The organism is uncultured Desulfovibrio sp., assembly GCF_910584445.1.
In the GTDB taxonomy this organism is placed as follows: domain Bacteria; phylum Desulfobacterota; class Desulfovibrionia; order Desulfovibrionales; family Desulfovibrionaceae; genus Desulfovibrio.
The window spans coordinates 74098-94264 of record NZ_CAJUBO010000009.1 but is presented as its reverse complement, the minus strand read 5'-3'; the positions used below and the strand labels follow the sequence as shown (position 1 = coordinate 94264).

Annotated in this window: 17 protein-coding genes; 7 read left to right on the top strand and 10 right to left on the bottom strand. The window is 69.0% G+C overall.

Going from position 1 to position 20167, the window contains the following annotated elements; genetic code table 11:
- Window positions 1-180 precede the first annotated feature (180 nt).
- The 4 genes from QZ294_RS05950 to QZ294_RS05935 all read left to right on the top strand — a co-directional run bounded on the left by QZ294_RS05950 (window position 181) and on the right by QZ294_RS05935 (window position 3587).
- Window positions 181-978 (top strand): sulfite exporter TauE/SafE family protein, encoded by a 798-nt coding sequence (locus tag QZ294_RS05950; protein WP_297047935.1) that lies wholly within the window; start codon window positions 181-183, stop codon window positions 976-978.
- A gap of 15 nt (window positions 979-993) precedes the next feature.
- The gene (locus QZ294_RS05945) at window positions 994-1857 is read left to right on the top strand and encodes a YitT family protein (RefSeq protein ID WP_297047933.1); all 864 of its coding nucleotides are present in this window, start codon (window positions 994-996) and stop codon (window positions 1855-1857) included.
- Window positions 1858-1860: 3 nt separating this feature from the next.
- Complete coding sequence (locus tag QZ294_RS05940; RefSeq protein ID WP_297047931.1) at window positions 1861-3099, top strand: amidohydrolase family protein; 1239 nt, start codon at window positions 1861-1863, stop codon at window positions 3097-3099.
- 77 nt (window positions 3100-3176) lie between these two features.
- Window positions 3177-3587, top strand: a complete 411-nt coding sequence (locus QZ294_RS05935) for an OsmC family protein (RefSeq protein ID WP_297047926.1) — start codon at window positions 3177-3179, stop codon at window positions 3585-3587.
- Here the strand turns inward: QZ294_RS05935 and QZ294_RS05930 are convergent.
- From QZ294_RS05930 to QZ294_RS05900, 7 genes are all read right to left on the bottom strand, one after another.
- Window positions 3584-4429, bottom strand: coding sequence for a 4Fe-4S dicluster domain-containing protein (locus QZ294_RS05930; protein ID WP_297047924.1), 846 nt, complete (start codon window positions 4427-4429; stop codon window positions 3584-3586). The genes QZ294_RS05935 and QZ294_RS05930 overlap by 4 nt on opposite strands.
- A 9-nt stretch (window positions 4430-4438) precedes the next feature.
- Window positions 4439-6001 (bottom strand): hydrogenase, encoded by a 1563-nt coding sequence (locus tag QZ294_RS05925; RefSeq protein ID WP_297047922.1) that lies wholly within the window; start codon window positions 5999-6001, stop codon window positions 4439-4441.
- Between the two features lie 3 nt (window positions 6002-6004).
- Window positions 6005-7519 (bottom strand): proton-conducting transporter membrane subunit, encoded by a 1515-nt coding sequence (locus QZ294_RS05920; protein WP_297047919.1) that lies wholly within the window; start codon window positions 7517-7519, stop codon window positions 6005-6007.
- Window positions 7520-7521: 2 nt separating this feature from the next.
- Window positions 7522-8154 (bottom strand): hydrogenase-4 component E, encoded by a 633-nt coding sequence (locus QZ294_RS05915; RefSeq protein ID WP_297047918.1) that lies wholly within the window; start codon window positions 8152-8154, stop codon window positions 7522-7524.
- A 33-nt stretch (window positions 8155-8187) separates the two neighbouring features.
- Window positions 8188-9147, bottom strand: a complete 960-nt coding sequence (locus QZ294_RS05910; RefSeq protein ID WP_297047916.1) for an NADH-quinone oxidoreductase subunit H — start codon at window positions 9145-9147, stop codon at window positions 8188-8190.
- The gene (locus QZ294_RS05905) at window positions 9144-11210 is read right to left on the bottom strand and encodes a proton-conducting transporter membrane subunit (RefSeq protein ID WP_297047914.1); all 2067 of its coding nucleotides are present in this window, start codon (window positions 11208-11210) and stop codon (window positions 9144-9146) included. Before QZ294_RS05905 ends, QZ294_RS05910 begins: the two co-directional genes overlap by 4 nt.
- Window positions 11211-11358: 148 nt before the next feature.
- Window positions 11359-12315 carry a UDP-glucuronic acid decarboxylase family protein gene (locus QZ294_RS05900; RefSeq protein ID WP_297047912.1) on the bottom strand — a complete coding sequence of 319 codons (957 nt, stop codon included), beginning with the start codon at window positions 12313-12315 and terminating at the stop codon, window positions 11359-11361.
- Between the two features lie 284 nt (window positions 12316-12599).
- Here QZ294_RS05900 and QZ294_RS05895 point away from each other — a divergent pair, with 284 nt between their 5' ends.
- From QZ294_RS05895 to sat, 3 genes are all read left to right on the top strand, one after another.
- Window positions 12600-13469 (top strand): TatD family hydrolase, encoded by an 870-nt coding sequence (locus QZ294_RS05895; protein WP_297047910.1) that lies wholly within the window; start codon window positions 12600-12602, stop codon window positions 13467-13469.
- A 139-nt stretch (window positions 13470-13608) separates the two neighbouring features.
- Entirely contained in the window at window positions 13609-15180 is a 1572-nt protein-coding gene (locus QZ294_RS05890) for a glycosyltransferase (protein WP_297047907.1), read from the top strand.
- A 263-nt stretch (window positions 15181-15443) separates the two neighbouring features.
- Window positions 15444-16715, top strand: a complete 1272-nt coding sequence (gene sat, locus QZ294_RS05885; RefSeq protein ID WP_297047905.1) for a sulfate adenylyltransferase — start codon at window positions 15444-15446, stop codon at window positions 16713-16715.
- A gap of 191 nt (window positions 16716-16906) precedes the next feature.
- On the opposite strand, the gene QZ294_RS05880 is transcribed toward sat, so the two are convergent.
- From QZ294_RS05880 to QZ294_RS05870, 3 genes are read right to left on the bottom strand one after another with little or no spacing between them, the layout of a single operon-like run.
- Window positions 16907-18127 (bottom strand): SGNH/GDSL hydrolase family protein, encoded by a 1221-nt coding sequence (locus QZ294_RS05880; RefSeq protein WP_297047903.1) that lies wholly within the window; start codon window positions 18125-18127, stop codon window positions 16907-16909.
- Between the two features lie 2 nt (window positions 18128-18129).
- Window positions 18130-20007 carry a carbamoyltransferase gene (locus QZ294_RS05875; RefSeq protein WP_297047901.1) on the bottom strand — a complete coding sequence of 626 codons (1878 nt, stop codon included), beginning with the start codon at window positions 20005-20007 and terminating at the stop codon, window positions 18130-18132.
- 5 nt (window positions 20008-20012) lie between these two features.
- Window positions 20013-20162, bottom strand: a complete 150-nt coding sequence (locus tag QZ294_RS05870) for a DUF5989 family protein (protein ID WP_297047899.1) — start codon at window positions 20160-20162, stop codon at window positions 20013-20015.
- Window positions 20163-20167: the final 5 nt, after the last annotated feature.

The following is a 20167-nucleotide window of genomic DNA, read 5'->3' as shown; positions in this document are numbered from 1 at the left end:
GCCCGCGCCTTTGGACCATACCGGCCGACGGCCATCGGGAACGCATCATACTTGGGGCAGGGAGCCGCCGCCAACGCTCCGGGCCGACGCAGCGCGCCGCCCGGAAAGGCGCGTCCGCGCCGCGGGCGGCATGCCGCCGGCGAAGACGGACGGCGATCCATCCTGCCCGGGAGGGACGCCATGCTTCTGTCACTTGTCATCTACCTCTGCTGCGGCGCCGTGGTCGGCGTGATCGCCGGCCTGCTCGGCGTGGGCGGCGGCGCGGTCATCGTGCCCATCCTCGTGACCATCTTTCCCGCCCAGGGGGTGCCGCCCCAGTATGTGCAGCAGCTTGCGCTCGGCACGTCCCTCGCCAGCATCATGTTCACCTCCATTTCCAGCGCGCGGGCGCACCATGCGCGCGGGGCCGTCAGATGGGACATCTTCCGCCATATCGTGCCCGGCATCCTGCTCGGCACCTTCTTCGGCGGCCTGCTCGCCACGCACATGCCCACCATGTTCCTCAAGGTCTTTTTCATCTGCTTTCTTTTTGCCATTTCCGCGCAGATGCTCTCCAACTACCGGCCCCCGGCCACCCGCAACATGCCCGGGTTCCTCGGCACGGCGGGCATGGGCGGCTTCATCGGCCTGATCTCCAGCTTTGTGGGTATCGGCGGCGGGTCGCTCTCCGTGCCGTTCATGACGTACTGCAATGTGCCCATCCACACCGCCGTGGGCACCTCGGCGGCCATCGGCTTTCCCATCGCCGTGGCCGGCACCCTGGGCTATATCGTCGGCGGCTGGGACCGCCCCGGCCTGCCCCCCGGAACGCTCGGCTTTGTCCACCTCTGGGCGCTTTTCGGCATCGCCGCGGCCAGTTGCCTCACCGCGCCGCTGGGCGTGCGCCTCTCCCACTCCCTGCCCACGACCAGGCTCAAGCGCGCCTTCGCGTTCTTTCTCATTTTCGTGGGCCTGAAAATGCTCTGGAATCTCCTGTAGCAGCCCCGCGCCGCCATGCTCACCACCTATAACCGCAAACGGACCGAATCCGTCTGGTGGAACCTCCTCTGGCTGACGGTCGGCGCCTTTCTCATGACAGTCTGCGTGCAGGGCGTGGCCGCGCCGCACAACTTCCTCGCGGGCGGCGTCATGGGGGTGGCGCTGCTGCTCACCTACTGGGCGCATGGCCTGCCGCCGCTCGTCTGGTATCTCGCCCTGTGCCTGCCCATCTATGTCATCGGCTGGTTCCTGCTGGGGCGGCGTTTTCTGCTCTACACCTTCTACGGCACCGTCGCCATGAACGTTTTCGGGCAGTTCCTCCAGTTCGAGCTGTCCTTTACCAATGACGTATATGCGGCGCTCGTGGGCGGGGTGCTCAACGGCGCGGCCTCGGGCATCATGCTCCGCACCCTCGGCAGCAGCGGCGGGACGGATGTCTTCGCCATCCTGCTCAAGGAGCGCTGGAACATCCCCATCGGGCAGTTCAACTTTCTCTTCAATGCCACCCTTTTTCTCATCGGGGCCTTCCGTCTGCCCGCGGACCTCATCGTGGCCTCCATCCTGATGATGTTCGTGGCCTCGCAGACCCTGGAATACGTGCTCGGCATGTTCAACCGCCGCAAGCTCGTCCTCGTCATTTCCAGCCGGGGCGAGGAGATCGGCGAGGCCATCCTGGCAAGCGAACGCTACGGCGCCACCATGATCCGCGCCAAGGGCGCCTATTCCGGCACAGACAGGGAGATCCTGCTCACCGTCACCAACAATGTGGCGCTCAAGCGGCTGGAGAATCTCGTCTATACCATTGACCCGCACGCGCTCTTCATCGTCGAGAACACCTTCTACGTCTCGGGCGGCCAGTTCGCGCGCGGGGGACGCTAGGCCATGGACCGCGCGGGGTCCAGCCCTCCCCTCGCCTTCAGGGCGCGGAGCCTCGTTCCCCTCGCGGGGGAAGGCCCGGCGCGGGGCGCGGCGCTCCTGGCGCCGCTCGCCCGCCTGGATGACGCGCTCATCCTCACGCGCGCGGGCCGGGTGGAAGAGGTGCGGCCCTGGAAGAACGCGCGCCTGCCCGCCGGAACGCGCGTGCGGGATATGGGCGATGTCTGCCTCATGCCCGCCTGCGCGAACGCGCACACGCACCTGCAACTTTCCTGGCTCGCCGGGCGCACCCGCTGGGGGCACGGTTTCGCGGCATGGCTGGACAGTCTTGTTCCGCAGCTCATCGCCCCGGCGCGGGACGGCGAAGAGCCGGCGCGACGGCACCGGGCCGCGGCGCGCGCCTGCGCCGCCCTTGCCGCTGACGGCACGCACTGGATGGGGGATGTGGGCGGCTCCAGCCCCGGCGCGCTCTCCCGGGTGCGCGAAGCCTGCACCGCCGCCGGGCTGGAAGCACGGCATTTTTGCGAATGGTTCGGCTTCGCGCCGCCGCTCATCGACGCGGAAGGCCCGTGGCCGCCCCGCTGCCGCGCCGAGATCTCGGCGGACAGGCGTCTGGAAAACGAATGCGCGCCCTGCGGCCACGCCCTCTACTCCACAGCGCCGGACATCCTGCGCGCGGCGCGGGAATGGTGCGCCGGGACGGGACGCGTCTTCAGCTTCCATCTGGCGGAATCGCCGGAGGAAACGGAACTGCTCGCCACGGGCGCGGGCGCCCTGCGCGCCTGCTACGAGGGCAGCGTGCTGCCGGCGGACTGGCAGCCGCCCCGGTTGCGCCCGCTGGCCTTTGCCTCGGCCCTGGGGCTGCTCGGGCCGGGCGTGCTGGCCGTACATGGCGTCCAGCTCGAGGAAGAGGAGATCGGCACCCTGGCGGCGAGCGGCGCGGCGCTCTGCCTGTGCCCGCGCTCCAACCGGAACCTTGCCGTGGGCGTGGCGCCGGTGCGCGCCCTGCTGGAAAGCGGCGTCCTGCTCTGCCTGGGCACGGACGGCCTGACCTCCAACGAAGATCTGGACGTACGCAACGAAGCCGTCTGGCTGCGCGAGCATCTTGACCTGCCCCCCCGCGCGCTGTTGCGGCTGCTCACGGTCAACGGCGCGGCGGCCCTGGGTTTCCCGCGCGGGGCGGGCACGCTGGCGCCCGGCGCTCCGGCGGTCTTCGCCGTCGTCCCGGAAGCGCTGGCGTCATAGAACGGTTTCGCAATGCCCGGGTCCGGTTCCCGGCGCCGTTCGCACCACACCGCAACCCGTATCCAAAGGAGGATGCAATGCCCACCGTCACCGCGAAGTATCTTGGAGATCTGCGTACCGAATGCGTCCATACCGCCAGCGGCACCCGGCTGGTCACCGACGCGCCGGTGGACAATCAGGGCAAGGGCGCATCCTTCTCCCCCACGGATCTCTGCGCCACGGCCCTCGCTTCCTGCGCCATGACCATCATCGGCATCTGCGCCAGGGCGCACGATGTGGACGTGACGGGCACGACCATCGAGGTCACCAAGATCATGAGCGCCGACCCGCGCCGCATCGGCAGGCTCGAAGTGGTTTTCACCATGCCCGACCGCGATTACGCCGACACCCAGAAACTCCTCATCGAACGCGCCGCGCAAACCTGCCCGGTCTGCCTCAGCCTGCACCCCGATGTGGAGCAGGTCGTCACCTTCAGATGGGCACGCTAGCGGCTGCCGGCGCCCTGCCCGCGCAGGGCCAGCAGCCCGGCGAGGATGCTCCAGGGATTGGGCGGACAGCCGGGCACATAGATATCCGGCGTCAGCCCCGCCGTTGTGAGTCCGGCGGCGTTTTCCCCCGATGCGCCGCCCAGGCCGCCCAGGCAGTCCGCGGACTCGCGGAAAAGACCGCCTGAAATGGCGCACGCCCCCACGGCCACCAGCACGCGCGGCCGGGGCACGGCGGCCCAGGTGTCGAGCAGGGCCGCGCGCATGTTGCGCGTCACCGGGCCGGTGACGAGCAGGCCGTCGGCATGACGCGGCGAGGCCGTGAACTCGATGCCGAACCGTCCGAGGTCATAGACCAGCGTCCCCAGCACATTGCTGTCCGCCTCGCAGGCGTTGCAGCCGCCGGCGCTCACCTGCCGGAGCTTGAGCGAACGCCGGAACAGCCGGAAACGGCTGCCGATGACCGCCGCCGCGTCCGCGCATGTCCGCTCCGCATCCTTCGCCCCGGGGAGCGCCGCTTCCGGCCGCACCAGCAGCGCCCCGCGCGAGGCCGCCGCCACGCGGTAGTCCCGGCTGAAGCGAATGGCGCCCGCAGGGCACACGTCCTGACACGCGCCACAGAAGATGCAGCGGCCCATATCCAGAACAGGCGTTCGCCCCGGCGCTTCGGGACGCGGCAGGAGCGCTCCTGCCGGACAGGCCGCATAACAGGCGCGGCACGAGCCGCAGTCGGCATCCGCGAGCAGGGGCCGTCCGCGATAGCGCGGCGAGAGCGCCGGCTCCTTCCGGGGCCAGTCCAGGGTACGGTACCGTTGTTTCAGGCGTTCGGCGACGATGCGGAACATGGGCAAGCCTCACAGATCATGGCCGCAATAGGAAAGATCGAAGCTCTTGTTGCAGAGCGGAAAATCCGAGATCTGGCCGCCGCGCATGGCGAGGGCAAGCCCCGCCCAGTTGCGGAACGAGGGATCCACCAGCTTCAGGGCCAGAAATTCCCCGTCCGGGCCGGTGACGCCCACATGGCAGATCTCGCCCCGCCAGCCTTCCACCTGGGCCACGGCCAGGCGCCTGCCCGGCAGCGGGCCGCTGGCGGCCATGGTCCGCGCCAGCGCGGCTTCACGCTCCGCCACGCTTTCGGGATGTTCCGCCAGCCAGCCGAGGTCATCAGCCACAAGGGCGAGCGAATCCGCCATTTCGGCACGGCGCACCAGCGCGCGGGCGAACACGTCGCCGCTGCGCCCCGTCCTGGGCGCGTCCGCCCCCGCAAGGGGAAGTTCCGAAAGCGGCGCATGGAAACGCGCATCGCGCTCAAGGCCGCAGGCCCGCGCGGCAACGCCCACCAGGCCGAGCGCGCAGGCCGTTTCCGCGCTGAGCGCGCCCGTCCCCCTCATGCGCTGCCCCACGCTGGCCGCGCCGAACATGACCTCCGCGGAACCGGCGGCATCCCTGCCCGCGGCTGTCAGCCGCGCCAGAATATCCGCGCATTCCTCCGGGGAAAGCCCCCAGGCCACGCCGCCGGGCAGCAGAAGGCCGCGCCCGAAGCGGTTGCCGCAGAGCGCCGCCGTGAGATTGAGGAAATCACCGCGGATACGCCCGTTCCAGGACGAGGTCGGCAGAAAGCCCGTGTCTCCGGCAATGGCTCCCAGGTCTCCGCAATGATTGGCAAGCCGCTCCAGTTCCAGCCCCACGCGGCGCAGCCGCTGGGTACGGGGGTCCAGCTCCTCCAGGCCGAGCAGCCGCTCCCTGAGCACGCACAGGGCCGTGGCGTGGGCCACGCTGGAGTCTCCCGCCGCGCATTCCGCAAGCCGCAGGGCGGCGCGGGGGTCCCCCCCGGCGCGGGCGCGCAGCAGCCGCTCCAGACCGCGATGCTGGTAGCCGAGCGCGATCTCCAGGTGCAGCACGTTCTCGCCGTAGCACTGGAAGCGGAAATGCCCAGGCTCGATGATGCCCGCATGCACCGGGCCGACGGCCACTTCATGCACCTCGCCGCCGTCCACGCGATAAAATTCGCGCGCCGCGCCGCCCGGCGCATCCGGGGAACGACGCACAGGCTTGAGCCAGGGGTGTCCTTCGGGGAGGATGCCCCATTCCTCACAGATCTCGCGCTCGAAAAGCTGCACCTGCGGGCACGCCTCCGCCAGCGACGGGAAGGCGGCCAGGGGCGCGGTACGGGCGGCCGCCAGGCGCCGCTCCGCATCATGGGCGAGCACGCAGCACAGGCCCGCCCCGGGGCGCCGCTCGGGTCCGCCGCATTCGCCAGCCGCTGTCGCGGCACGGCCCGGCTCTGGCAGGGCAAACAGCGCAAGGACCCGCCAGCCGCTGCTGACGGCATCGAGGATGTGGCCGCAAAGACCGGCGGCATCCAGCACGGGGAGGGCGTCCAGGGCGACGGCCTGTCGATACTCGAAACTGTGCATCCGCTACCCTCCGATGAGCCTGGCGCCCGTTTCCAGAAAACGCCACAGCCAGTCCGGGACCCACAGCCCCAGGGCAAGAACGGCCACCGCCAGGGCCAGCGGCGGCAGGATGCTCCAGAGCGGTTCGCGGCGGCTTCGCAGCCGGGCGGGCATGTCCAGCGGGCGTGTGCCCTGCACCATACGCAGCACCGCCACCGACATCCCCACAAAGATGACCGCCAGCGCCCCGAGATACAGGGCCGCGACCAGCCACGCGCCCTCGGCGAGCATGCCCTTGAGGATGATGAGTTCGCTCACGAAAATGCCGAACGGCGGCGAGCCTGCCACGGCAAGAAAGCCCGCCGTCCAGAGCGCGCCCGTGGCGGGCATGGTCCAGCGCAGACCGCGCACGTCATAGCTGGAATAGGTGTGGTAGCGGGCGAGGATATTCCCCGAGAGCAGAAAGAGCAGGCACTTGGTCAGCGAGTGGCAGACGGAGTGGAGCAGCGCGCCCTCCACGGCGATGCCTCCCAGGCCGATGCCGAGGCTGAGGATGCCCATGTGCTCCACGCTGGAATAGGCGAGCAGGCGTTTGTAATGTCCCTGCCCCACGATGAAGATGGCCGCCGTCAGCAACGAGAGGATGCCGAAAAAGACGAGCAGCCCGCCGCTGAAATCGCCCAGCCCGGCGGCGAGCAGGATCTGGTGGCCGCGCAGGATGCCGAGCAGGGCGCAGTTGAGCAGCGCGCCGGAGAGCAACGCCGAGACCAGCGACGGCGCCTGGCTGTGCGCGTCGGGCAGCCAGTTGTGCAGCGGCGCCAGCCCCATCTTGGTCCCATAGCCCACCAGCAAGAAAATGAAGGCCGCCTTGAGCCAGGGCGGCGCGGCGGCGCCGGCGTGGGCCACGAACCAGCCGAGGGAGTCGATGTCGTCCGCGAGCACCGGAAGTTCCCCGGCCCCCCCCGGCGCATAGAAGGCCACGGAAAGCAGGATGTTGCCGAGCAGGGCGAGCGCGATGCCCACCGAACAGATGATGAGGTATTTCCAGGTGGCTTCCAGCGAGCGCCGGTGCCGATGAAAATAGATGAGCGGCGCGCTGGAGAGGGTGGTGGCCTCGATGCCGACCCAGAGGGCGCCCAGGTGCGGCGTGGTGGTCACAAGGCTCATGGCCGCGAGGAAAAAACAGAGACAGGCGGTGAAGCGGCGTTCGGGCGCATTGGTGAACGGACGGCCATCGTGGATGCAGGTGCGGACCTCGATGGCCTCTTCCTCGCGCAGATAGCCCACGGCATAGATGGATGCCGCGAAGAACAGCAGACTCGCCAGAACGAGGAAAAGCGCGCCCAGGGCGTCCGGCGCCAGAAGGCCCCCGAGCGCTGCGGGATGGGCGCCCCCGGCCACGGCCGCGACAATGGCAAGCGAAAGGCAGACATGGCCCGCGCCGGTGACGGGCAAAAGGACGCGGCAGAATCCCGCGTTGCCCACCGCCAGCATGAGCAGGCCCGCCACAAGGGGCAGGAGGATCAGGGCTTCGAGCATGATCAGTCCCTGAGGCTGCGGAAGCGGCCCGTGTCGATGGAATCAAAGGTCTCGCCGATATGCCCGATGGCATTGCCCATGACGAAGACCGCCACAAAAATGTCCAGCAGCAGGGCCAGTTCAAACCAGATGGCTCCGGCGGCCATGAGCGGGGCGCCCAGAAGAAAGATGCCGTTTTCGGCCACAAGGTAGCCGATGACCTGCGAGATGGCCGTGGCGCGCCCCACCACCAGGATAAGCCCGCAAAACAGTGTGGTCAGCGCCGTGGGCAGGAGCAGCGGCGGGAACAGATGCGGCAGGATGGGCAGGCGCGTCTCCAGCCAGAGCGAGAACACAAGGCCCAGGATGCCCGTGAACACCCCCGCGCCGAGATGGAGGCGGGGCCGAGGCTCATCCGTGGTGGCGAGCCTGCGCCGGGTGCGCTCCAGAAGGCCGGGCAGCAACGCGCCCTTGATGCCGAAGATGGCGCAGGCGAGCAGGGCATGGTCCATGCCGAGCAGGAGCACCGCCAGCAAAATGCCCTGAAACGCGGTGAGGCGGATGAGCGGGGCAATGCCCGGCGCGCCGAGCAGCAGCAGGTTGTTCAGCAGCAGAAGAAAAAGGATGGTGGAAAACAGCGAGGTCAGCGTGATCATGGGTCCGATGTTCTCCGGGGATGCGGCGGCGCGCTAGCGGGCCTGCGTCAGGATGAGGGCCAGGGCCGCCAGGGCGGCGGCCACGCCAAGAAAATGCGGCACGCGCGTGAGCCGCAGACGGGCCATGGCGGACTCCACCACGCCCACGGCCACGCCAATGCCGAGAACGGCCAGCACGGAAAGCGCCGCATGCTCCCAGAGCGGCAGCGGCGGCACGAGCAGCCCGGCCACCAGGGCCGCGAAAAACCAGAGCTTGAGCGCCGCTCCATAGACGATCATGGCAAGGTTTGGCCCGGAATGGTCAAGCACCATGACCTCGTGGATCATGGTCAGTTCCAGGTGGGTGGTGGGATCATCCACCGGGATGCGGCAGTTCTCCGCCAGCAGCAGGGCGAAAAAGACCGCGGGCGCCAGGAGCAGCTCGGGGCGCCCCGCCTGCCAGAATGCCGCCATGTCGCCATTGAACAGCGCGGAGAGCGAAAAGGCGGCGCGCACGTCCAGTCCCGCGTCGGCGACGCCGCGCCCCAGGTCGAGGCTCAGGCTGGTGAGCGTCAGAAAGGCGAGGAAGAGCGCGGGTTCGCCCAGGGCCGAAAACGCCGCTTCCCGGCTCGCCCCCATGCCCTCGAAGGAAGAACCTGTATCCAGGGCCGCCAGCATGACCGCGAAACGCCCCATGCCGAGCAGGTACGCCGCCAGCAGGAAATCCCCGCCAAAGGCCAGCGGCGAGGGGACGCCCCCCAGCGGCAGAAGCGCCAGGGCGCACAGGGCCGCCGCCAGCGACACCCCCGGCGCCGCCGCAAAGGTCCAGGTGGTGGTGCGGCTGATGACCTCGCCCTTGCCGAGCAGTCTGGCAAGGTCATAATAGGTCTGGAGCAGGGGCTTGCCGTGCCGCCCGGCCACCATGGCCTTGACACGGTTGATGATGCCCGGCAGCAGCGGCGCCAGCACCAGGGCCAGCGCCAGCTGGAGGAGAAAGGCGGTCGGCGCGCTCATGGCCTGAGTCCCCAGACGAGAAGCCCCACCACGGTGGCGAGGATATAGAGGATATAGAGGTGGATCTTGCCATGCTGGAGGATCTTGCAGGCATTGCAGACCCGTTCCACCAGCTCGAAAAGCGGAGCGAAGAAATGCGTCCGCAGGCGGTCCGGAGCGGCCACGCTGAAGGCGGCGCGGTCGGGGAAGATCCCCTCCGGCGCCCCGCCCCGCGTCCGCAGGCCCATGAACGGCGCGAACAGCCGCGCCAGAGGTTCGGAAAACGACGCGTCCGTATACTGGACACGCGCCGAGGAGGCCTGGTAGCCGCAGCCCCACGTTTTTTCCCGCAGGACACCGCGCCGCCGGAGCAGCAGGCCGCGCGCGGCAAAAAGGCAGAACGCCAGGACGACGCCGCCCCCGCCGACCATGGAGACCATGGCGAGGCTGCGGCGCATCTGCGCGTCAACGTCAGGAAGATCCGTCACAAGGCCATGGGGGAAGGGAATGGCCGTGAGCGCCGTTCCCGCGGCAAGGTCGAAAAAGTACGGCGCGAACAGGCCCCCGGCCACGCAGGCCGCCGCGGGAAGCGCCAGCGGCCAGAGGCCGCGCCAGCCCGTCGCGTGGGCATTGGCGGCAAAGCCCGTGCGCGGCTCGCCCAGAAAGGTGGCGCCATAGGCGCGGACATAGACCGCCGCCGCGAGACCGCTCACCAGCGCCAGGCCCGCCAGGGTGAACAGAAGGCAGAGCTGGCGCTCCACGCCGGGGAAAGAGGCGCCGTCCAGCAGCGACATGGCAAGGACGAACTCCGAGGCAAACCCGCTCAGCGGCGGCAGGCAGGCAATGGCGGCCGCGCCCAGGGCAAAGGCCGCGCCCACGAGCGGGAGCCTCCGCTGCAGGCCGCCCAGCAGCTCCATGCGTACAGTGCCCGCCGCATGGAGCACCTCGCCCGCGCACAGGAAGAGCAGCCCCTTGAAGCCCGCGTGGTTGAGCATATGGAGCAGCGCCCCGGAAAAGCCCAGCAGGGCCGTCCAGGCGTCGCCGGCGGCCACGCCCAGCAGGCCCGCGCCCACGCCCATGAACATGAGGCCCATGTTCTCCACGCTGGAATAGGCGAGCAGGCGCTTGAGATTGCCCTGCCCCAGCGCCTTGAGGATGCCCAGGAGCGCCGTGGCAAGGCCCAGCAGCAGCAGGAACCAGCCCCACCACTCGGGGAGCGCCCCGAGCACCCCCGCCGATGGCGTGCCGCCCAGCAGGGCCAGCGAACGGAGCAGCCCGTACAGGCCGGCATTGATCATGGACCCGGAAAGCAGGGCCGAAACATGGCTGGGCGCGGCGGGGTGCGCCTCCGGCAGCCAGACATGGAGCGGCGCCACGCCCGCCTTGGCCCCGAAACCGGCCACGGCAAGCAGGAAGAGCGCCGACAGCGTCCCCGCCCCGGCGTCGGTCAGCGGCGCGCAGCCCTCGATGGTCAGCGCCGTGCTGCCCGTCACCTGCCAGAGCAGGATGAAGAAGGCGAGCAGAAAGACCGCCCCCAGATGGGCCGCCACCAGATAGACCCACGAGGCGTCGCGCACCTTGCTGTCGCCATCATTGAAATCAATGAGAAAGAACGGCGCGAGGGACATGATCTCCCAGGCGAGGAGGAAGAGGATGGCGTCCCGCGCGCACACCACCCCGGCCATGCCGAGGAGGAGCAGGAGAAAGAAAAACCAGTGCGCCGCAAGATTGTGCTCGGCCGGCCGCACTCCGCGCAGCGCCATGCCGCCGGAAAGCGCGCAGACAAGCCCCAGCCCGAAGACCGGCAGCAGAAAAAAGGCGCTCAGGGCATCCAGCTTAAGCGCGAAGGCGCCCACCGGGAGGCCCCAGGGGAGCCGGAGCGCGGCATCGCCGCCGTCCAGCAGGGCGCCCGCCGCGCCCCCGAGGCCCAGGGCGCAGCCCAGGGCCGCGCATCCGGCGCCAAGGGCGTTGACGCGGCGGCTGCGCCTGGGGCGCGGGGGCGTGAACGACGCGGCCACGGCCAGAAGCCCGAGGCACACTGCCCCGGCAAGAAAAACGCAAAGACCGGCAAGATAGCAATCCATGGAAAACCGCGCACGCAAAAAAGTGTCGGGGAGGGCGCCGGAGGGCGGACATGCCGCCCGCGCGCCGGCGCAGCCGCCGCAGGGACCGGAGCTGTGCCCCGCGTTTCCGGCGTCCGCGTCCGCACGCGGAGACCGGAGAAGCCCTGTGTCAGAGAAGCCCCTGCTTCAGCAGGCCGTCAAAATAGGCGATGGTTTTTTCCAGTCCCGCCTCCAGGGGCGTCTGCGGCTCCCAGCCCAGTTCCCGGCGCGCAAGGGTGATGTCGGGCCGGCGCTGCTTCGGGTCATCGGCGGGCAGAGGTTCGCAGACGATGCGGGAGCCGCTGCCCGTCAGCTCCACGACCTTTTCCGCCAGCTCGCGGATCGTGAACTCACCGGGGTTCCCCATGTTCATGGGACCGATGAAGTCCTCGCGCGAAGCCATGAACCGGATCATGCACTCCACGAGATCGTCCACATAGCAGAACGAACGCGTCTGGCTGCCGTCGCCGTAGATGGTGATGGGCTGGCCCTTCAGGGCCTGGACGATGAAGTTGGAGACCACGCGGCCGTCGTTGGGGTGCATCTTGGGACCATAGGTGTTGAAGATGCGTCCCACCTTGATGGGCAGGCCGCCCTGGCGCCGATAGGAGAAGAACAGGGCCTCGGCGCACCGCTTGCCCTCGTCGTAGCAGGAGCGGATGCCGATGGGATTGACGTGCCCCCAGTAGCTTTCGGGCTGCGGATGCACCTCGGGGTCGCCATAGACCTCGCTGGTGGAGGCCTGATAGATGCGCGCGCCCACGCGCTTGGCGAGGCCGAGCATGTTGATGGCCCCGTGGACGCAGGTCTTGATAGTCTGGACGGGGTCGTGCTGGTAGTGGATGGGCGAGGCCGGACAGGCGAGATTGTAGATCTCGTCCACTTCCACATAGAGCGGAAAGGTCACGTCATGGCGAATAAGCTCAAAGCGCTTGTTGTCCATGAGTTCTTCCACATTGGCGCGGGCACTGGAAAAGAAATTGTCCACGCAGATGACTTCGTGCCCCTCGGCAAGAAGCCTGGCGCAGAGGTGCGAACCCAGAAACCCGGAGCCGCCGGTGACGAGAATCCGCTTTCTCAAGTGCATGCTTTCCCCCTGGCGCCCAGTAGAGCACTTTTCTGTGGTTTTCCGCCGTAGTGCGGCGCGGGCGTCCGCTCCCGCATCCGCCCGGAGCGTTGACGCAATTTCCTTGCGAAACCGCTCTGCGGCGCAGTCGGTGCCGACGCGGCGCGCTTCGCCTTTTACGCGCAAACATCCGCCATGGCAATGGCTTTCTTGCGCGGCCGGCGCCGCTTTGCTATGCTCGCCACCGCGGCCGGACAGGCCGGCCGCGTCCGCCGCCCCACCCCGTTCACCCCGCCGGACCAGGTATGGGACACAAGAAACCGCAACGTATCGACCCGCTCACCCTGCCGCTGCCTCCCGGTGGTGTGGACAGCCACGCGCACCTGGACGGGCCGGAATTCGACCCCGACCGCGAAGCTGTCCTCGCCCGCGCCCGCGCGGTGGGCATCACCGGCATCGGCAACGTCTTTCTCTCTCCCGAAGCCTTCCACCAACGTCGCGGGTCCTTCGCGGACCACCCGGAAGTGTTCTTCCTTCTCGGCATCCATCCCTGCGACGGGCAGACCTGCACACCGCCGTGTCTGGACGCCATGGCGGCGGCCTTTGCCGCCGAGCCGCGCCTGCGGGCCGTGGGCGAGATCGGGCTTGACTTTCACTGGGACGACTGCCCGCGCGAGCTGCAAATGGCCGCGTTCGCGGCCCAGCTCGACCTTGCCCGCGCCCTGGAAAGGCCCGTGGTCCTCCACTGCCGCGAGGCCGAAAAGGAATGCCTGACGCTCCTCGAAGCGCGGGGCTTCACGGGCTATCCCCTGCTCTGGCACTGTTTCGGCGGCGGCCCCGCGCTTGCGCGGCGCATCCTCGCCAACGGCTGGCACATTTCCGTGCCAGGACCCGTGACCTATGCCGCCAACGCGCCCCTGCGCGAAGCCGTGGCCCTCATCCCCGAAGACCGCCTCCTGCTGGAGACGGACGCCCCCTATCTTTCGCCCGTGCCCTGGCGCGGCACCCGCAACGAACCCGCCTATACGGTCTTCACGGCCAGAGCCGTGGCCGAGGCGCGGGGCATGGCGCCGGAAGATCTCTGGCGCGCCTGCGGGCGGAACGCGCGCCGCTTTTTCGGCCTTGAGGCGGTGGAGGGCGCCACGGCGCCCGCATCTGTTCCCCCGCGTCACTGAGCGGACATCGCAGGGAGAGCCATGCCGCAACGCCATACCGCCCTTTCGTCCCGGGACGCGACGCGCGCTCCCGCCACGGCGGGATCGTCCGCCCCCCCGTCATGCCCGGCATTTTCGCCGTCGCGGTGAGGCCCCGGGCATGCGCGCCAACAGCGGAACCCCCTCCCCGGCGGCGTCCCCCGCGCGGGCGCGCCTCGCGGACTTCGCCGGGCGTCTCCTGAGCCTCCCGGACGCGCCGGCGGCCTGGGAACGTCTGGACGCGGACGCCCCGCGCCGGGACCTGCTTCTTCTCGGTCTCGGCCCGGGCAGCCCGCAGGACCTGCCCTTTGCGCGCGCGGCGCTGGAGCGCGGCGGCACGGTCTTCTGGGTGGAAGAGCCGGAGACCCTGCGCCGCCTGCGCCCGGACGGCTTTGCCCCGCCCCCCGGCTGGCAGGCCCTGCCGCCGCAGGCCATCACGCGCCCGGGGGACGCCGCCGTCTTCCTGTACCGGCCGTCCCTGCGCCTGGCCCCCGATTTCTGGGGTCCGCTCCTGGGCGGGCTGGAGGCCGGGGACATCGCCCCCCGCCTGACGGCTCCGCGCCCCGGGGCGCCCGCCGTCTGGCTGCCCGGTGACGACACGCGCCTGCTGCACCGCGAGCTGCGCGAAGCCCTCGCGGAGGCGGGCTTCGCCCCGCTGGAGGGCTGGCCCGCGACGGCCGGCGGGACGCCGCTGCCCGGCATCTGGGAGGGCCGGGCGCCCGCCTTCGTCCTGTCCGTCAACCTGCGCGGCATGGACCCGGAGGGGCGCGCCTTCCACTGCTGCCGGGCGCTGGGCGTGCCCGTGGCGCTCTGGTTCGTGGACAATCCCTGGCATATCCTTTCCGCGACGCGGCTCCCCTGGTGGCGCGAGGCCGCGCTCTTCGTGACGGACGCAAGCTTCATCGACGGCCTGCGCGCCGCCGGGGCGCGCAGCGTCCACCACCTGCCGCTGGCCGTGGCGCCGCATATGTGGCGCCCCCTGCCCGATGCGGCCGAGGCCGCCCGTCTGGCCTGTCTGCCCCCCCGCTTCGTGGGTCGCGCGGCCTTTCCCGATCGGGAACGCTTTTTCGCGGCCGCGCAGGTGCCGGAAGACGCCGCGGCCGAGGCTTCGGCCCTTCTGGCCCGCGACGCGCGCCCCGACGGGCAGGCGCACTTCCACTGGTGGCGGGAACGGCTGGCGGTCCGCCCCTGGCCCGGGCACGCCGTCCGGTGCGCGGGCCTTGGCGCGGAACGCTGCGCCCAGGCCAACCGCGCCCGCTGGCTCGCGGCGGCCCTGCCCCTGGGGCTGCGCGTCACGGGCGACGGACTCTGGCGCGCGCTCGTGCCGGGCTGCGAGCCGGAACCGCCGGCGGACTATTACGGCAGCCTGCCCCGGCTCTACCGCGAAGCGGGCGCCGTCCTCAACGTCACCAGCCTGCTTTTGCCGCACAGTCTGAGCCAGCGCCATTTCGACGTCTGGGCCGCCGGGGGGATACTTTTGAGCGATGCCACGCCGGGCCTGGACATCTTTCCCCGGACGCTCGCGGAACCCATCACCCTGCGCTCCCCCGCCGGACTTGGCCCGCGCCTCGCAAGCCTGCGCGCCGATCCGGCCGGGGCGCGCGAGCTGCGCCGGGCCTGGCGCGAACACCTGCGCGCCGCCCACACCTACGGGCACAGGATCGCAACCATCCGCGAAAAAATCGGCGTCTGAAACTCCCCCGCGTCTGTCCCGGATATCCCCCGCCAGGCAAGGATATCCAGCCATCCCCTCGTTCGTCCGGCGCCCGTCCGGCCGCACCCAAGCACGAAAAGTTTTCAGAGGTGGTTGACTTTTTGTTAGATTATTCACAAGATGGTCGCGGAACCATTTCTGCAAGCGGCGCCTGACAACGCGCCCTGGACCCGCCCCGCGGACTGCCTGGGGGCAACCGCCGGGCGCGGGACGCCCAGAACCAAAACATGGAGGATTTCGCGATGTCCAAACTGGTACCCCCGCATGGCGGCAAAGGTCTTGTGTGCTGCCTTCTGGAAGGCAAGGCCTTGGAAGATGAAAAGAAAAAGGCCGAGGGCCTGAAGAAGATCGAGATCTCTTCCCGCGCCAAGGGCGACCTGATCATGATGGGCATTGGCGGTTTCTCGCCCCTCAATGGCTTCATGGGCAAGGCGGACTGGAAGAGCGTCTGCGAAAAGATGCTGCTCACCGACGGCACCTTCTGGCCGGTGCCGGTGACGCTCGACATTTCCGCCGAAGACGCCAAGGCGATCAAGGTCGGCGAGGAAGTCGCCCTGGTCCGCAACGGCGAGATCATGGCGACCATGAAGGTCGAGGAAATCTACGAGATGACCGAAGCCGACAAGAAGTGGGAATGCGAGCTGGTCTTCAAGGGCGAAGGCCCGGATTCCGAAAAGTTCTGGGAAGTGGCCCCCAACGACCACCCCGGCGTCAAGATGGTGCTCGCGCAGAAGGAGTACAACATCGCCGGCCCGGTCAAGGTGCTCTCGCAGGGCGATTTCCCCGAGCGCTTCCCCGGCGTCTATATGACCCCGGCCCAGCTGCGCGCCAAGCTCGACGAACGCGGCTGGCAGAAAGTGGCCGCGCTCCAGCTCCGCAACCCCATGCACCGCTCGCATGAATACCTCGCCAAGATCGGCATCGAAGTCTGCGACGGCGTGGTCATCCACTCCCTGGTCGGCTCGCTCAAGCCCGGCGACATCCCGGCCGAAGTGCGCGTGAAGTGCATCGACACCCTCGTTGACAACTACTTCGTCAAGGATTTCGTCATCCAGTCCGGCTACCCGCTCGACATGCGCTACGCCGGCCCGCGCGAAGCCCTGCTCCATGCCACCTTCCGCCAGAACTACGGCATCAACAACCTGCTCGTCGGCCGTGACCACGCGGGCGTGGGCGACTTCTACGGCATGTTCGAGGCCCAGGAGATCTTCCGCAAGATCCCGGTGCCCGCCGAGGAAGGCAAACGCCTGCTCTGCCAGCCGCTCAACATCGACTGGACCTTCTACTGCAAGAAGTGCGACGGCATGGCCTCCATGCGCACCTGCCCGCACGGCAAGGAAGACCGCGTCATCCTTTCCGGCACCAAGCTGCGCAAGATGCTCTCCGAAGGCGCGGAGGTGCCGGATCATTTCGGCCGTCCCGAAGTGCTCGCCATTCTCCGCAAGTACTATGAAGGCCTGACCGAAAAGGTCGAGATCAAGATGCAGCGCGCCGCTTCCGGCAGCACCATGTAAGACCGCGCCAGCGGCCCGGCCGCGTGACGCAGTTCCCCGGGGCGCCCGTCAGGGCGCCCCTTTCTCTTGGGCGCTGTCACACGCTGCCGCCGGCGCCGCCAGATCCCGTATTGCCCGCACAGCGCCGACGCATCGTCAGCGCACACGCGGAGCGGACCCTGTGGATCGTATCATGGATATGGAAATCGCGGTCATTGCGCCGCGGGACGCCGCAGCAGTTCCTCCAGCGCTTGGGCGATGATGGCATGCGCCCTGGCGTTGGGGTGCCTGTCCCAGGGCGAGACGCGCCATTGCGACGGCGTGCCCGTCCAGGCGGACCCGGGGGTGGGGAACCGCGGCGCCAGGGAGACCGCGTCCACCCGGCGCTCCCGCAATGCGGGGAGGAGCTGCTCGCAGTCGGGCCAGAGCAGGACGGTGAACGGGATATGCCACACGGCAAGGTCCCTGGCGCAGGTCTCCAGAATGTCGAGATGCAGCGCCGTGGCCCTTGTGGCTACCAGGCGGGGATAGATGGACTCGAAAAAGGTGGAGCCGGAAAGGAGCCTGGCCGTCACGTCGCCCCGCGTGGCCGGGAGCGCCCCGGCATGGCGCACGCGCCTGGCGTCCCGGGCGTCCGTGCCGGCGGACACATAGCGCGGGCCATGGCTGAACCATGTGCAGGCGCGGCGCGGATGGTCGCCGATGCTGAGGAAGAAGGCGAAGATCTCCCGGTAGCGTCCCCGCAGGGCCGCAAAGGGGATGCGCCCGCTTTCGATGAGCGCCAGGGCCTGGTGCGCGCCGTAGCCGCTGACGCCATAATTGAAGACCTGCCAGTCCGGGCCGAGCGCTTCGCCCAGCCGCCAGGCAAAGGTCTCCCCATCCTCGACGCCGTCGCCGAAGGTGAAGGAATCGCCGAACAGCAGGACGGCCCTGGCGGCGTCCGGTCTCGCGGGCGTGACGCGCCGCCCCGCTCCGTCCAGGGTGCAGAGGGTGTCGAACACCAGCTCGTCGCCGTGCAGCTTGCGATGCGCGAGCCGTCCCCCCGCGGGATGGACATAGCCGAGCAGCTCGTCCGGCAGGAAATGGAAGCGTCCCTCGGCCTCGCCGCTTTTCAGGTAGCGGCTGTGGGCCGAATCGTCCCTGTTGCCGGGGTTGGAAAGCGAAGGGACCACCCGGGTGTACAGCTCCGCGCAGGCAAACGCCAGACAGAGCGAACCCAGCAAGATGCAGGCATAGACCGCCACCGGGCGCCGGAACGCCGCGCCCAGCGCCATGAGGCCCGCGCCCAGCAGCAGCGGTTCCGCCAGCCAGAAGATCTGGGCCGCGACGGGCAGCCGCTCCACCAGAAGCACGGCCGCAACGGCGACAGCCACAAAGCAGAACAGCAGCGCGCCGGCCACGCGGCGCGGGAGCCTGGAGGTATCCATCGCCATGGCTAGTCCAGCGTGTATTCCTGCCGCCACGAGCCGTCATCGGGCAGGGGCGGCTGCTCCTCCTTGTAGAGCAGGGCATCGCCCAGCACAAGGCAGTCCATTTCCGTGCGCATGAAGCAGAGATAGGCATCCTCGGGCGTGCAGACCACCGGCTCGCCGCGCACGTTGAAACTGGTATTGACAAGCACCGGGCAGCCGTGCCTGCGCCGGAAGGCCTCGAGCAGCGCCCAGTAGCGGGGATTGGTCTCCCGGCTCACGGTCTGGACGCGCGCGGAGAAGTCCACATGCGTCACCGCGGGCAGGCTGGAACGCCGGCAGTAGAGGCGCTCCCAGAGGGGCAGCTCCTGATAGTTCTCCGGCAGGGGCAGGCGCAGCTCTTCCGCCACGGGCGCCACCAGCAGCATGTAGGGCGATGCCGCGCCGTCAAGCCCGAAACGGGACTGCGCCTCTTCCGCGAGCACCGAAGGGGCGAAGGGGCGGAAGCCCTCGCGGTACTTGATCTTCAGATTCAGGCGTTTCTGCATGTCCGGGTCACGCGGGTCGCCGAGGATGCTCCGGTTGCCGAGGGCGCGCGGCCCGTATTCCATGCGGCCCTGGAACCAGCCCACCACCTTGCCCGCCGCAAGCAGATCCGCCACGGTGGCCGTCAGTTCCGCCTCGTCGTCGATGACATGGCAGGGCGCGTGAAAGCGCTTGCAGACGCGGGCCACGGCCTCCCTGCCGAAGGCGGGGCCGAGATAGGAGCCGCCCATGGCGTCGCCGGGCGCGGGCGTGCGCGGCATGCCAAGCCCGATATGCCAGTAGGCCAGCGCCGCGCCGAGGGCGCCGCCCGCATCCCCGGAAGCGGGCTGGACCCAGATGTTCCGGAACCGGCCGCTCCTGAGCAGCTTGCCGTTGGCAACGCAGTTGAGGGCCACGCCGCCCGCAAGGCAAAGATTTTCCGAACCGGCGCGCTCGCACGCGGTCGCCGCCAGACGCGCCACCACGTCCTCGGTCACGTTCTGGATGGCGAGGGCCAGGTCCATATAGGCCTGCGGCATGTCCCCGCTTTCCGCGGCGCGGGGGCCAATGCCGAACAGCGCCCGCCAGCGGCGCTCGTCATACATCCGCAGGCCGGTGGCGTAGGCGAAATAGCGCATATTGAGCACGAAGGAGCCATCGTCCCGGATGTCGATGAGTTCCGCCCTGATCTTTTCTTCAAATTCGCGGGTCCGCTCCGCGCGCGGGTCGCCGTAGGGCGCCAGGCCCATGAGCTTGTACTCGCCACTGTTGACCCGAAAGCCGCAATACGCCGTGAACGCCGAATACAGCAGGCCCAGCGAATGGGGGAAATGCAGCTCGAGCAGGCTCTCCAGGGAATCGCCGTCCCCCCGGGCAATGGAGGTCGTGGCCCATTCCCCCACCCCGTCCACGGTGAGGACGGCGGCCTGCGTGAACGGAGAGGGAAAGAAGGCGGAGGCCGCGTGGGAGAGATGATGCTCCGAAAAACGGAGGGGCGGCAGCGTGCCGCCGGGCGGCAGGCATTCCCGCAGGGCGTTTTCCAGCAGGGAGCGCATGAAGACCTTCTCCCGGATCCAGACGGGCATGGCCGTGAGAAAGCTCGTGAGCCCGCGCGGCGCAAAGGCGTGGTAGGTCTCCAGCAGGCGCTCGAACTTGAGGAAGGGCTTGTCGTAAAAGACCACGGACTCCACCTGGTCCAGGCCGACGGCCCCTTCCTCGAGCACATAGCGCACGGCGCCCGCGGGGAAGGAGGCGTCGTGCTTTTTGCGCGAAAAGCGCTCTTCCTGCGCGGCCGCCACGATGGCGCCGTCCCGGAGCAGGGCCGCGGCGCTGTCGTGATAATAGGCGGAAATGCCGAGGATATGGCGCGGCTGGCTCATAGGCATCAGAAAATGGTATAAATGAAGGGCGCGATGGCGCTGCCCCCCGCGAAGACGAGCAGGGAACACAGGGCCACCAGGATGATGATCAGCGGCAGCAGCCAGAATTTCTTGCGCGTTTTCAAGAATCCCGCCAGATCGGTGACAAAGCCCATGGAAA